The 13,012-nt window shown below is 35.1% G+C and carries 17 protein-coding genes and 1 pseudogene; 17 read left to right on the top strand and 1 reads right to left on the bottom strand.

The window, feature by feature from the left end:
- Positions 1-126: 126 nt before the first annotated feature.
- Entirely contained in the window at positions 127-435 is a 309-nt protein-coding gene (locus tag A5889_RS08745; protein WP_087640481.1) for a hypothetical protein, read from the bottom strand.
- Between the two features lie 122 nt (positions 436-557).
- Between A5889_RS08745 and A5889_RS08740 the strand changes: the two genes are divergently transcribed.
- The 17 genes and pseudogenes from A5889_RS08740 to A5889_RS08660 all read left to right on the top strand — a co-directional run bounded on the left by A5889_RS08740 (position 558) and on the right by A5889_RS08660 (position 12,945).
- The gene (locus tag A5889_RS08740) at positions 558-800 is read left to right on the top strand and encodes a helix-turn-helix domain-containing protein (RefSeq protein WP_087640482.1); all 243 of its coding nucleotides are present in this window, start codon (positions 558-560) and stop codon (positions 798-800) included.
- A 191-nt stretch (positions 801-991) separates the two neighbouring features.
- Entirely contained in the window at positions 992-1,414 is a 423-nt protein-coding gene (locus tag A5889_RS08735) for a hypothetical protein (RefSeq protein ID WP_087640483.1), read from the top strand.
- A gap of 23 nt (positions 1,415-1,437) precedes the next feature.
- Positions 1,438-1,740 (top strand): hypothetical protein, encoded by a 303-nt coding sequence (locus A5889_RS08730; protein WP_087640484.1) that lies wholly within the window; start codon positions 1,438-1,440, stop codon positions 1,738-1,740.
- 9 nt (positions 1,741-1,749) lie between these two features.
- Positions 1,750-2,424: a DUF5081 family protein gene (locus A5889_RS08725; protein WP_087640485.1), complete on the top strand. Its 675-nt coding sequence runs from the start codon at positions 1,750-1,752 to the stop codon at positions 2,422-2,424.
- Positions 2,414-2,710 (top strand): hypothetical protein, encoded by a 297-nt coding sequence (locus tag A5889_RS08720; protein ID WP_087640486.1) that lies wholly within the window; start codon positions 2,414-2,416, stop codon positions 2,708-2,710. The genes A5889_RS08725 and A5889_RS08720 overlap by 11 nt, the downstream gene beginning before the upstream one ends.
- 35 nt (positions 2,711-2,745) lie before the next feature.
- Positions 2,746-4,026: a pre-toxin TG domain-containing protein gene (locus A5889_RS08715; RefSeq protein ID WP_087640487.1), complete on the top strand. Its 1,281-nt coding sequence runs from the start codon at positions 2,746-2,748 to the stop codon at positions 4,024-4,026.
- Between the two features lie 18 nt (positions 4,027-4,044).
- Positions 4,045-4,641: a pentapeptide repeat-containing protein gene (locus A5889_RS08710; RefSeq protein WP_087640488.1), complete on the top strand. Its 597-nt coding sequence runs from the start codon at positions 4,045-4,047 to the stop codon at positions 4,639-4,641.
- Positions 4,642-4,803: 162 nt separating this feature from the next.
- Positions 4,804-5,529, top strand: a complete 726-nt coding sequence (locus A5889_RS08705) for a deaminase domain-containing protein (RefSeq protein ID WP_087640489.1) — start codon at positions 4,804-4,806, stop codon at positions 5,527-5,529.
- 18 nt (positions 5,530-5,547) lie between these two features.
- On the top strand, positions 5,548-5,946 hold the full coding sequence (locus A5889_RS08700) for a hypothetical protein (protein WP_087640490.1): 399 nt from the start codon (positions 5,548-5,550) through the stop codon (positions 5,944-5,946).
- A gap of 157 nt (positions 5,947-6,103) precedes the next feature.
- Positions 6,104-6,499: a hypothetical protein gene (locus tag A5889_RS08695; protein ID WP_087640491.1), complete on the top strand. Its 396-nt coding sequence runs from the start codon at positions 6,104-6,106 to the stop codon at positions 6,497-6,499.
- 29 nt (positions 6,500-6,528) lie between these two features.
- Positions 6,529-6,936, top strand: a complete 408-nt coding sequence (locus A5889_RS08690) for a hypothetical protein (RefSeq protein ID WP_087640492.1) — start codon at positions 6,529-6,531, stop codon at positions 6,934-6,936.
- A gap of 211 nt (positions 6,937-7,147) precedes the next feature.
- Positions 7,148-7,666, top strand: a pseudogene (locus tag A5889_RS08685) (hypothetical protein); the annotation flags it as partial.
- 12 nt (positions 7,667-7,678) lie between these two features.
- Complete coding sequence (locus tag A5889_RS08680) at positions 7,679-8,197, top strand: hypothetical protein (RefSeq protein WP_087640494.1); 519 nt, start codon at positions 7,679-7,681, stop codon at positions 8,195-8,197.
- A gap of 86 nt (positions 8,198-8,283) precedes the next feature.
- Positions 8,284-8,610, top strand: coding sequence for a hypothetical protein (locus A5889_RS08675; protein ID WP_087640495.1), 327 nt, complete (start codon positions 8,284-8,286; stop codon positions 8,608-8,610).
- Positions 8,611-8,799: 189 nt separating this feature from the next.
- Complete coding sequence (locus A5889_RS08670; RefSeq protein WP_087640496.1) at positions 8,800-10,641, top strand: beta-glucoside-specific PTS transporter subunit IIABC; 1,842 nt, start codon at positions 8,800-8,802, stop codon at positions 10,639-10,641.
- Positions 10,628-12,082 (top strand): glycoside hydrolase family 1 protein, encoded by a 1,455-nt coding sequence (locus A5889_RS08665; protein WP_087640497.1) that lies wholly within the window; start codon positions 10,628-10,630, stop codon positions 12,080-12,082. Before A5889_RS08670 ends, A5889_RS08665 begins: the two co-directional genes overlap by 14 nt.
- Before the next feature lie 11 nt (positions 12,083-12,093).
- Positions 12,094-12,945 (top strand): PRD domain-containing protein, encoded by an 852-nt coding sequence (locus A5889_RS08660; RefSeq protein WP_087640498.1) that lies wholly within the window; start codon positions 12,094-12,096, stop codon positions 12,943-12,945.
- The last annotated feature ends 67 nt before the right edge of the window (positions 12,946-13,012 follow it).

The raw sequence follows: 13,012 nt of genomic DNA, 5'->3' as shown, positions 1-13,012 counted from the left end.
TCGCAAATTAGTTTACGAAACGTCTTTTTTAGATGTTCAATGAGCTTGAGAAAAGGAAAACTATAGCGACTATATCAGAAGATATTAGTCGCTATAGTTTTTTCCTTGTTGTTTCAACAACTAAACCTACCCCCTAACTTTACTTTTAGCTTTTAAAACTTCAACTTGCTTTTCCAAGGCAGCTGCACGAACCAAAAAATCTTCATAAAATGCAGCAAAAACATAAGAATTAGCATGAAACTCTCTAATAATTCTTTTCTTATTTAAGGGAACTCCTTTATTTTCAAAAAAATCATTTAGCAAAGACAGTGTTTCTTTCCATGAGTGGATCTGATCGATCGTATCATTCAAATGATGCATATCCTGATACGATATTTCTTTAATCGGTTGGATATTTTTTGTAGTAATTTTTTTTTTTGTCATTTTAGCAGTCATATTTTCTCCTCCTTTTATTCTGAAAAAACCAAAACCATGTCTATATAAACAACAATATATTTATATTCTACTATATCATGTCTATATAGACAACGTTTTTTTGATGGATTGGAGGTAATTAAATGCTTGAGGAAAATACTGAACAAAAGGTTGAAGTGTTGATAAATGATTTATTAGCAGAGAGAAATATGTCTCTACGAGAACTTGCACGTTTATCGGGAATAGAACCATCAAATTTAAGTAATCTTGCAAATGGTAAGAGAAAAAGAGTTTATTTAGAGCACATAGAAAGAATCGCTGATGCTTTAGATATTGACGATATATCAAAAATCATTAGACTAACCAAAAATGCTACTAAAAAATAATTTCTCGTCTTGATTTTATTCCAGACACTTTCCAAAATCGGAAAGTGTCTTTTTCATTTGTACCAATTTCAACACAATGTTTTTAAAAGTATTCATAAGGGATTTTATTATTACACAAGTGTTATTGTTATGAATCTCCATGTTTGGTAAACTTTTGTATAGAACTAAACTTTATGTAAAGGAGTAAAGACATGTTTTTAACTAGCGAATATTTAGAAAAGAAGCAAAAGTATACTACCTTAAAAACTGAGCTATCCACTGCGTTGACCGAACATTCTTCTTACTTAGAACAATTGGAAACAGCGATCACATCTGCTGAAGGTAAGTTTAGTGGTGTTTCTACCAGCAATGGAATTCCTAATCAAGATACACTAGATAAAGCAAGTGAATTGGTGGAGAAACTGCAGTCATTAAGTAAAAAAATAAAAAGCCGCAACGATAGTATTTCAGATGGAGTTACAACAGCGGGGAACAAAGCACAGCATTATGGCGATCTTTATACCGCAGAGAAACAGCGTGAAGAGGATCATTACAAAGAAGTTGCTAGGCAAGCATTAGAAAAAATCAATCGACAGCAAGAAGCTCTTAAGAACCATGAGATCATTCCAAGATAACTAGAGAGAAAGGAGAGAATAGTATGGGAAATGTTGATATAAAATCAGGTGGACTTTCAGAAGTTATCAGCAGCGCAGCAGAAGCAGAAAGTGCGATGAGCGCTTCTTTAAATGTGGCTAAAAAACTTGTATCCAGCAGCAATGGATATGATCAGACTTGGACAGGAGAATCCAAAAACAGTTACCTGATGTATTTAGGCATTGTTAGTCAATATCATGAAGACTTGGCGAAGTGTGTCAAAAGTTATAAAAAAGCAGTCACGGAATTACAAAAAGATATTGATTCGTTTGATTCGTCTGAAATGGGCGAGATACGAGGGATTTAGGAGGAGCGTATGGCGATTTTTTCTGAAGAGGAATTGTTGGTATTGACGGATATGGTCGGACAGGTGGAATTATTCGGTGTGCCGCAATTAACAGCACATCGAATGAATCAGATAACGGCTATTCCAAAAGGGATCGAAAGGTTAGAAGAAAAAGGGTTGCTGGCAGCGGGAAAGCTTACCAAAAAAGGCTTTTTAGTCGCTTCTTTGATCGAACGATATGTTCAATCGGAAATGTATATCTGTTTAGATAAAACCTATTACGTAGCGACTGGCGAGCAGGCGATCGTGTTAAAAAGGGAAGAAGCAGGCTATCAGTTGACGATCGAAGAACCGGAAACATTTTTGGGACAAGTCCTTGTGGAGTACAGTATTTTTCGCAGAGAAGGTACAGAAGAGGAAAAAGAATTTCGCTCAAGACGGGCGCGTTTGACTTTAGAAGAGTTGCAGAAACAAGGAATAGAGGCAGCACTTGTACTTGGAAGTGTTCATAAACGAGAGCAAGAATTGATGAAAAGTGAGTATGCTCTATTGCTGTCGCAAGGCGTTTTATATCGATTAGACAGTGAAGGATTAAAGCGAATCAGTCAATTCTGGGTCAATAAATGGCTCGTCGATCAGTTGCAGATTTCGTATGAGGTGCCAGAAGATAAAAGGAAAGAGCGGGTGAGTTGGTTTGACAGATAAAATCACGGTCGATCCTGGTGAATTATCAGGGATCACAGGTCAGCTTCAAACAGTGATCGATGAACTAGAGTCATCCTATAATGCATTACAAAATATCACAGGAAGTGAGTATTATGTGGAAGGCTTAGCGCAAGGCCAGGTCGGGCTTTTTAGCATCGTGACTGTACGTATGGAGGAATTGATTTCTCATTATTCACGATTGCAGGAGTATGTGACTTATGCAGGAGAAACCTTTGTGGAGTTAGATCGATCCGTCAGTAGTGATATAAAATCAAAAGGAAAATAGATATGAGCTATTCAGTATAGGAAAAGAGGGTAGGTATGAAAGATGTAAAGTTTAAAACTGGAGAATGGAGTTCAATAGTCAATGGCGTAAGTGAGCTAAAGGACGTTGATATCATCACTTTGGTTCAAGAGCTTGGAACGATCACGAATGACGCTAAGGATGCCTGTGATCGATATGACGTAGATAATGCGATCGATATCGAATCCATGGACGGTGTGCTGATGGATGATTTAGATGAGCGGATCGCCAAATTGGCACAAAAGACTTTTAAAATACAAGACACACTTCCAGCGGACATCGATCAGCCATTTTATGATTCAATGGACTCACTGATAGAAAAGCTAAGCAACATGAACATCATGGGCTATGAAACGATGGCAAGAGGATCTTTTTCTAATGGAGTAAATAGTGCGGGTGTAGCAATGCCCAAAATGAAAGTAACGTTAGAAGATTTATTAGGAAGCAGTTCTCCGCTTACTGATTATCTTCGTGTAGAATATGATAAAATGAAACAAGAAATCGGTGATGTCAGCTTCGAAGATTATCAGAAGATGGCATTTGCAGATACGTCGTTTGATTATTATTCAAGAAATGAAAAAGTGAAGGATCTGGCTGTTACTGTAGTAATCAATGGCGCGGTACTTGTCATTGGAGGCATGCTGCCATGGCAGTTGATGGTGGCTTTGGGTTTGACCTCTGGGGCGAAAAATGTCAGTGATGCTTGGCGTGGAAAAGATTTGTTTACAGGGAAGGAATTGTCTACAGGCGATCGAATCTTACGTGGCTTGTCTGGGATAGCAGATTTAGCATTGGCAGGATATGGAACGTATAAAGGGCTTAAACCTTTGAAAGGGACGAATAAGGTTGTTGTTTCGGAGAAAAGCAGTGGAACAAAAGGTACTAAAATAAAGAGAAGCCAAACTGAGCTAGATGATTTGGCGAGAGATCCATCTCATGGGGGAAGTATCACTGATGGAGCCAAATTAGAAAAAGAGATTGGCTTAGCGCTAGAAGAACGAGGTGACCTAGGTCATATTGTAAGAGATACGACTGCGAATCGGGGTGCAGAATTTATTGATGTAACGACAGGAAAAAAATATGATGTAAAAAGTTTTGTCTCTTATCCGAACGGACATACTTCTCCTAAAAAAGGAGCTTTTACCGTTGAGAATGCGATGATGAATATCAATAAAGAAGTAAAAAGAGGGCATGATGTAATCATCAACACAACTAATTTAACTTCTGAACATAGGGCTATGTTAATCAATGAGTTAAAAAGCAAAGGTTTAATTGATAAAATTATATTTTATCCATAGTACAAGGAGGACGGACTAGTGAAAATTGATATTGATGAAAAAATAAGGTCCCACGAAAGTTATATTCAAACATTAGGAAAAAAAGGTGAAAAACTTATTTTGGATGAAGTTACTTTTAAAGAGATAGAGTTTAAAGATGTTGATTTATCAGAAAGCTTTCTGACGGCTTGTTCTTTTGAGGGGATGAAATTAGAAGGAGTAGATTTTTATAGAGCCAGTTTATATTCATCTGTTTTTTCCTTTACTCATATTAATCAAGGCTCATATGTGAAAAGTAAAGCTGACTATACTTCGTTTGTTAAGGCAACTATTAGTGAAACAAATTTTGCCAAAGCTGAGCTAACCGAAAGTGATTTTTCTGAGGCTATCATAAAAAATAGTACTTTTATATCAGCGGACTTAAGGGAAGCCGACTTTACGAATTCTTTTTTAGAAAATATAGATTTTGAATTAACAAATATTGAAGAAACAATTTTTAAAGGAGCTACTTTTAAAAATATTATTAATTTAGATTTAGCAATGGTTGAATCAATTAATATTGGGACTGTGGAAGAACCTGTAATCTTAGAAGAAGAACTTGCAATTCAATGGATAATGAACAATGTTGATGAGTAAAAAGTGAAGCTATTTTTTTCTTATTACCGTCGTATTCTAAAAGAGAGTGGAATATTTTACTACTCTCTTTTTTAGTGTAACAAAATTATTTTCAGAGAGAAAAAATAGACTAAGCTCAATCGCTTTATGATTCAATGACTAATACTTTGAAATAGATAGCTGATGGTGGCTTTGGGTTTGACCTCAGGGGCGAAAAATGTCAGTGATGCTTGGCGTGGAAAAGATTTGTTTACCGGGAAAGAATTGTCTACAGGCGATCGAATCTTACGTGGCTTGTCTGGGATAGCAGATTTAGCATTGGCAGGATATGGAACGTATAAAGGGCTTAAACCTTTGAAAGGGACGAATAAGGTTGTTGTTTCGGAGAAAACTAGCGGGGCTAATGTTGGTAAGAACTTACAAAATCAATCAAAAAATCTGAGAAATAATCTAGATGATTTTATAAAAAACTATAAAAATTCTGATGAGTACCTAAACTTGTCTAATTCACAAAGAAAAATAGTTAATCGTAAATTAGATAGATTAGGAAAAGGAAATGTTGCAACAGCTGAAGTTGATATTCCTGGATTAAAAAAAGATTTTAAAGCTCATAGCCAAGTACATTCTAATGATTCATTAGGATACATGGACGATTTTTCAATTGCACCAAGCGAAAAAGATAGAGTTTTAAAAAATTATGTTGAAGATGGTTATCCAAGATATAATGATACAGAAGCTAAAATATTAGAAGATATAGCGTCTAAGATAAAAGACCCTAATATAAAAGGAGAAATTAATCTGTTTTCAGAATTAGATTGTTGTCAAAGTTGTACAAATTTGATACTAGAGTTTAGAAAAAAATATCCTAATGTTAATATAAATGTAATGACAAATAATACTTTGAAATAAATGAAGGGAGTTTTTATCTTGAAAGAAAATTTACCAACTTATGATGATATAGTTGAGGCTGTTCAACTAGATTTGGATGAATATGTTAATGAGGATGGGTTAACTATTGCACAAGCAAGTGCAAAAATTCTTGAAGAAGAGTGGCAAGATATTAATGAAGATGAACGTGTAAAATATTCATATCTGCTTACTTTAGCATTGGATGGAATTAAACAAAAACAACTTTCTGATTTTTTGTACGACAAACTTGAATTTTATGGTAATAACATTCTAAAAATGGATAATAATGAATCAAGTCAATTAAAGCAAGATTTTCTAACATATCAAGAGAAACTAAAAGAACAAAATTTTGATATGATAGAAACTAGTGTTAATACTAAGTCGAGAGTTGATTATATTCTTAATCAAAATCAGTAAAATAAAAAAGACAATTTACTATTCAGTTTACCGTCGGATAGTAAAGTCTTGACTAACGGTATCAGTTTTTTACGCTACTGATACCGTTTTTCGTATATGAAATAAAAGCTATCTCCGGAGATTACCAGAATATAGAACGTATAAGGTGCTAAAACCTTTGAAAGGGACGAATAAGGTTGTTGTTTCGGAGAAAAGCAGTACTACTAATAAACTATTAAAGTCTGATTTATTAGACGAACTTTCAAAAAGTGGTGTAAAGTACAATCCGGATGATGTGGTTATGGTAACAAAGAATATTGAAAAAGATTTATTGTGGTTAGAATATGGAAATAGTAAAGCTGGATTAAACCATGTTGAAATTCGTCATGCAGCTGATTTTTCTAAACGAGGTATTAAGAATATTCCAGAGTTTATCTATGATATGCTAAAAAATAAACCTGTGAGCATTGTAGAATCTTCAAGGGGGATGAATGCTACTTACTTAGTGAATGGGAAAAAATATCTAATTGCCTATGGAAAGAATGGATTTATTGTTTCTGTATATCCAATTTAATTTTATTTAGAAAGAGAAGTGAATAGATTATGTTTGAAGTAACCGCTATAGATGAACGGATAATGGACAGAGATGTTTATTTAAGAAATGTTGTGACTGGAAAAAAGGAAGAATGTTTTGATAACTCAATAGGTTATAGTGATGATAACAATTTCTTGTTTATGGAAATTGGATCAAAGTACGAGTGTAAAATTTTATTAATCGGTGATCAGAAAAAAGAAGAAAATGATGAAACATATAAATTGTTTTTTGCAGAAGATAGATTAACAAAGATTGGTAATTACAAATTTTTAAAAGTTTATTTAGATAAAGAAGAATATTATATTTTGGCGGATAAACTATTTTTAAGTGATGAAGATGAATATATTTTGTTTGATTTCTTTCGAAAAGATCTATTAGAAGTTGATGGACATATTTCTCCAATGTTTGTTAATTAGCAAAAACATAGTCTCAAGTCTTTTAATAAAAGCATTAATTTGCTCTAAACAAAACGGCACTTTATTATCTGATAACAATCAGATAATAAAGCTTTGAAGATAATACTAAAGCTAACTAATTAAGCGAATAATAGCTATAGCGGTATCAGTTTTTTCGTCACTGATACTGCATTTTCGTATATGAAATAAAAACAGTGATGCTTGGCGTGGAAAAGATTTGTTTACCGGAAAGGAATTGTCTACAGGCGATCGAATCTTACGTGGCTTGTCTGGCTTAGCAGATTTAGCATTGGCAGGATATGGAACGTATAAAGGACTTAAACTTTTGAAAGGGACAAATAAGGTTGTTGCTTCGAGGGAGGGAAGTAGTTATAAGATACCTGATATTGAAATAACAAATCCTTTATCTAAAAGAAATATTAAACATATACAAACAAGGCATAATGTTAATTCTATAAAGTCTCAAGCAGACTATCTGTCAGATACTCAATTGGCTGAAAAATTAAAAGATCAATCTTTTTTCAATTCTAGATGGACTACTAATGAAATAACAAACTATTCAGAAATAGCATATAATGATTTGTTGAAACAAGGCAAAAAAGGTGGACTATTTGAATACGTTATAAATGGAGAGAAGCTTAATGTTTATATTCATAATGACGGGACGTTCGGAAGTGTATATGGAAATTATCAGTATTCTGTTCAAGATATAAGGAATATGATGAAGTAAAGGAGAAGAGACATGTTTGAATTAAAATATAAAATATTTAATGATTTGGATGATGATTTAGAAGGAAACGAATTTTATGGGGAAAATGGCTATTTTCAATTGCTAGCAGGACATAGTGAATATGGGTTTTATCTTGATAAAGAAGTAGATGTTATGTCTGTATCAATCTATTGGTGGATGAGATATTTTGTAGAAGCTACTTTAAAGTTAGAAAACATGAATGTGGTGTATATTAGTGATATAGAAACTCCGAAAATATGGATTGAATTAACAAAAGTGGGTAGTGAAAAAATGACTGTCAGAAAAATTGAGGCTCTAAAAAGAGAAGGCTCTTCAGCAGTAGAGTCAGATGTAGAGATTGAAAAAATTGACTGGGAAGAAAAAATTGATGTAAGAGAATATACACCAGCAATCATTAAATCATGCAGTGACTATCTAAATGATTTAAGAATATTAAATACTAAAGAAAATGTTTATATTCAAGAATTGGAAGAACTACTAAAACAATTAAAAAAAGCGAATGAGATTTAAATATGTTCTCTTCAAAATAAAAAAGGTTATAAGTGACACTGCCTTTTTTTGGTATGTAATACTTGCTAATAGAAAAGCTAAGCAACATGAACATCATACGCTATGAAACGATGGCAAGAGGATCTTTTTCTAATGGAGTAAATAGTGCGGGTGTAGCAATGCCCAAAATGAAAGTGACGTTAGAGGATCTTTTAGGAAGCAGTTCTCCACTTACAGATTATCTTCGTGTAGAATATGATAAAATGAAACAAGAAATCGGTGATGTCAGCTTCGAAGATTATCAGAAAATGGCATTTGCAGATACATCGTTTGATTATTATCCAAGAAATAAAAAACTAAAGAATCTGGCTACTATCATGGTAGTTGATCGCAGGCTTCGACTTAACTGCTGCTATGAAAAAAGTCACCACTAACATAAGTTTTCTTGTTTAGCAAAATGAATTTCTAAAAAAATGTTGACGCTTTCTTTAAAGTGAGATATAATCGAACCAACTTAATACAAGGCGTGTTACTACGTAATAGTAGGCATAACCGAATTGAATCAGCTCTTTTTTGGGTTGATTCGGTTCGGTTTTTTTTGTTAAAAAATGGAGGCGGAAAAAATGGATGAAAAAAATGTAGCAAAAGAAATTTTGGAAAATGTTGGGGGAGCGAACAATGTTTCACATTTAGAACACTGCTCTACAAGATTGAGATTTACGTTAGTTGATGATAGTAAAGTGGACGCAGAAGCGATCAAAAAAATCTCTGGTGTGTTAGGAATCACGCAAACAGCTCAAACACAAGTCATTATTGGTGGTGCAGTGGTGGAAGTTTATCGCGAGGTCGAAAAACTCCTTTCAGGAATTCAAGTAGATACAGAAAAGGGGTCTAAGAAAAGACCAAAATGGCAAGATGTCATTTTAGACTTCGTTATTAGTATTTTTCAACCCTTGATTCCAGCGATCGCTGGCGGAGGTATTTTAAAATCACTATTGATGCTACTAAATCTAATTGGGGTGTTAGATAAAACAACATCGACTTATCAGATTTTGACATTTGTAGGAGATGCACCCTTATACTTCCTGCCTTTATTGGTAGCGATCACAACAGCGAACAAGCTGAAGGTAAATAGTTTAGTCGCTGTCTCAGCTGTAGGTGGTTTGTTGATCCCTGGATTGACTGCACTGATTACTGAAGGAACGACTTTGGCTGGTTTGCCAATTCAAAACATCAATTATGCGTATCAAGTTTTTCCTGCAATTCTTTGTGTGATCAGTTATTCGTTTTTGGAAAAATTCTTTACCAAGATCAGTCCTAAGGTGATTAGAAGTTTCTTTGTTCCGATGATGTCATTATTGATTGTCGTGCCATTGACATTATTGGTGCTCGGTCCTATTGGATTTACGTTCGGTCAAGGGTTTGCAAGTGTGATCATGACAGTTTTTGCTCGGTTTGGCTGGATCGCAGTAGCTTTGCTGGCAGCTTTCTTACCTTTCATGGTAGTAACAGGGATGCATAAAGCAATGATTCCATATGTTATCACTTCTTTAGGTGAGACAGGAAAAGAACTAATTTATAATGCAGCCTCATTAGCTCATAACATCGCAGAAGCCGGAGCATGTTTTGCGGTAACGATTCGTTCGAAAGATAAAGGTTTGAAAGCAACAGCTGTTTCTGCTGGTATTTCTGCTCTTTTTGGAATCACTGAACCAGCTTTGTATGGTGTGACTATTTTGCATAAAAGAGTATTGTACGGTGTAATGTTTGGTAGTTTGATCGGTGGAGCGACATTAGGCCTTCTAAGTGTGGAAGCATATGTTGCCGTTGGACCTGGGATTGCCAGTTTATCAATGTTTATTTCTGAAACTCTGCCTAACAATCTGATGTACGCAGTGATCGGTTTAGTCGTATCTTTCGTAGCTTCATTTGCTGCAGTTCTTGTTTTATGGAAGGAACCAGCTACAGCTGGAGCACAAGAAAATGAAACAAATGAAATAGACTTTAATGCGCCGGTTGAAGGGCAAATGATCCCTCTATCAGACGTGAAGGATGACGTCTTTGCTAGTAAAATGTTAGGCGATGGTGTTGCGATCATACCTACGAAAGGTGAATTATACGCACCAGCTAATGGAACGATCAAAATGATTTATAACACGAAACATGCACTAGGTATGCAGACAGACGAGGGCATTGAGATATTATTTCATATTGGTATAGATACAGTGAACCTGGGCGGAAAGTATTTTGAAAGCTTTGTTTCAGAAGGTCAGAAGGTTACGCAAGGGGATGTGTTGATCAAATTTGATCTTTTAAAAATCAAAGAGGCTGGATTTGATCCAACAACCATCATCGTGATTACGGAGCCTAAGAATGTCAAGTTCAATCTAGTTTCTGAGGAACAAGTGACTAAAGAAGAAAAAATATTCGTTATTGAAGGGAAAGAAGAAAATGCCATTGCGTAAAGATTTTTTATGGGGCGGTGCGATTGCCGCAAATCAAGTGGAAGGTGCTTGGAATGTAGATCAAAAGGGGATGTCTGTAGCAGATGTAGCAACGTTTAAACCTACTATTGACGTAAAAGACTATAAAGCACATAATACTGTAACGAGTGATATGATCCAACAAGCGCGAAAGGATTTAGAGGTTGAATGGTATCCTAAACGTAGAGGTATCGATTTTTATCATCGGTATAAAGAAGATATTCAGCTTTTTGCAGAGATGGGCTTCAAAGCATTGAGAATCTCTATTGCTTGGACTCGTTTATTCCCTACGGGGGAGGAAACAGAGCCTAATGTTGCTGGTATTGATTTTTATAAGAATGTTTTCAAGGAATTGAAGAAGTATGGAATTGAACCGATCGTTACATTATCTCATTACGAAATGCCATTAGCTTTATCGGAAAAGTACAACGGTTGGGTAGATCGTAAGTTGATCGATTTTTTTGTTCATTATGCGGAAGTTTGTTTTAAAGCGTTTGGTGAATATGTGACTTACTGGTTGACCTTTAACGAGATCGATAGTGTGGGACGACATCCATTTACAACGGCTGGGATCGTTGAAGACAAGTGTATCGGATATTCTTTAGAAGAGGCAGTCTATCAAGCGCTTCATCACCAATATGTTGCAGCAGCTATTGCCACTAAATTATGTCACGAGTTGATTTCTGGAAGCCAAATGGGATGTATGCTGACGAAATTGACGACGTATCCTAATACGTGTAAACCAGAAGATGTCTTGCTTTCTTTAGAGAGTAACTTAAACAATTATGCTCATGCAGATATTCAAATTTTTGGTGAATATCCAACATTGTACAAGAAACATTTGGAGAACAAAGGAATCATCATTACAAAAGCGGCGGAGGATGATAAACTATTAAGAGAACACACCGCAGATTATTTAGCTTTTAGCTACTATATGTCACGAACTGAATCATCTGATCCATCTTTGGAGCAAACATCAGGGAACACGATCATGGGAGTAAAAAATCCATATCTTCCTTCGACGGAATGGGGATGGCAGATCGATCCAGTCGGGCTAAAAATATCGCTTCTTGAGTTGCAGGATCGTTATAATGTACCGTTGATCATTGTTGAAAATGGAATGGGAGCTAAAGATGAAGTTACTTCTGATGGGAAAATACACGATAGCTACCGTATCAGCTACTTAAGACAACATATCAAAGAGATTCTTGAAGCAGTGGAAGCTGGGGTGGATCTGTTTGGCTATACTAGCTGGGCACCAATCGATTTGATTAGTGTTTCAACCTCTCAAATGAGTAAGCGTTATGGGTATATCTATGTTGATCAGGATGACTTAGGAGAAGGAACGTTGGAAAGGATAAAGAAAGATTCGTTTTTCTGGTATAAAAAAGTAATTGAAAGCAATGGCAGTATCTTAGATTAGGAGAGTGTCGGATGATCATCAAAAAAATACTAAATCCCAATACGATCTTAGCGGTGGACAGTGAACAGCAGGAGTATGTTTTTTTTGGCAAAGGCATCGGCTATAGTCGGAAAATCGGGCAAACGGTCGATGATGAGGATGTAAACCGAGTATTCATACCTGTCGATAACCAACAAATCCAAGAATATTTACGCTTATTCGATTCAATTCCAGCTGTTTATTTTGACATTACGCAACAAATCATCAAGAGAGCAGAAGAACTCCTAGGTACAAAATTAAATACAAGTATTTTCTTCACCTTAAGCGACCACTTAAATTTTTCGATCGAAAGACATAAAAAAGGATTGAATATCCTCAATCGTGTATATTGGGAAATAAAAAACTACTATCCGACAGAATTTTCGATAGGGGAATACGCCCTAAAGCTACTAAAAAAAGAACTAGGTCAAATACTACCGCAAGAGGAAGCGGCGAATATCGCTTTTCATATCATCAATGCACAAACTGTAGATTCTTCAACAAGTAAAGGGATGGAGTACGCAAAACTGGTCGGTGGAATATCAGATATTGTCAAGTATGAGTTGAAAATTGATTTTGATCGAGAAGATGTTCATTATCAACGTTTCATTACTCATTTGAAATTTTTTGTTGAACGTTATTTTGAAGGGAAAATGATCACAGAGGATGATTCTGGATTATTTGAGCAGATAGCACAGCTATATCCAAAAGCGTTGACAGTTGCTTTCAATGTCAAAGATTATGTAGAAATATTGAACACAGATAAGGTCACGAAAGAAGAGATAGCTTATTTAACTGTTCATATCAATCGATTGATGAGTAATAAAAAGATAGATGAAGTATAAAGAATAGTAGGTATAAAGGAGATTTTCATTGATTAAGACTTCTGAGCCTGCCGTTTATTCGTTCTTA

This window comes from Enterococcus sp. 9D6_DIV0238 (assembly GCF_002174455.2).
Lineage (GTDB): Bacteria > Bacillota > Bacilli > Lactobacillales > Enterococcaceae > Enterococcus_L > Enterococcus_L dunnyi.
This window is presented reverse-complemented; position numbering and strand designations above follow the sequence as displayed.

What these genes read in the sequence shown, in the direction of transcription:
- A5889_RS08675 (WP_087640495.1), top strand. Translation starts at nt 8,284, where the DNA reads ATGAACATCATACGCTATGAAACGATGGCAAGAGGATCTTTTTCTAAT.
- A5889_RS08705 (WP_087640489.1), top strand. Translation starts at nt 4,804, where the DNA reads ATGGTGGCTTTGGGTTTGACCTCAGGGGCGAAAAATGTCAGTGATGCT.
- A5889_RS08680 (WP_087640494.1), top strand. Translation starts at nt 7,679, where the DNA reads ATGTTTGAATTAAAATATAAAATATTTAATGATTTGGATGATGATTTA.
- A5889_RS08670 (WP_087640496.1), top strand. Translation starts at nt 8,800, where the DNA reads ATGGATGAAAAAAATGTAGCAAAAGAAATTTTGGAAAATGTTGGGGGA.
- A5889_RS08660 (WP_087640498.1), top strand. Translation starts at nt 12,094, where the DNA reads ATGATCATCAAAAAAATACTAAATCCCAATACGATCTTAGCGGTGGAC.
- A5889_RS08715 (WP_087640487.1), top strand. Translation starts at nt 2,746, where the DNA reads ATGAAAGATGTAAAGTTTAAAACTGGAGAATGGAGTTCAATAGTCAAT.
- A5889_RS08665 (WP_087640497.1), top strand. Translation starts at nt 10,628, where the DNA reads ATGCCATTGCGTAAAGATTTTTTATGGGGCGGTGCGATTGCCGCAAAT.
- A5889_RS08725 (WP_087640485.1), top strand. Translation starts at nt 1,750, where the DNA reads ATGGCGATTTTTTCTGAAGAGGAATTGTTGGTATTGACGGATATGGTC.
- A5889_RS08690 (WP_087640492.1), top strand. Translation starts at nt 6,529, where the DNA reads ATGTTTGAAGTAACCGCTATAGATGAACGGATAATGGACAGAGATGTT.
- A5889_RS08740 (WP_087640482.1), top strand. Translation starts at nt 558, where the DNA reads ATGCTTGAGGAAAATACTGAACAAAAGGTTGAAGTGTTGATAAATGAT.
- A5889_RS08745 (WP_087640481.1), bottom strand. Translation starts at nt 435, where the DNA reads ATGACTGCTAAAATGACAAAAAAAAAAATTACTACAAAAAATATCCAA.
- A5889_RS08730 (WP_087640484.1), top strand. Translation starts at nt 1,438, where the DNA reads ATGGGAAATGTTGATATAAAATCAGGTGGACTTTCAGAAGTTATCAGC.
- A5889_RS08735 (WP_087640483.1), top strand. Translation starts at nt 992, where the DNA reads ATGTTTTTAACTAGCGAATATTTAGAAAAGAAGCAAAAGTATACTACC.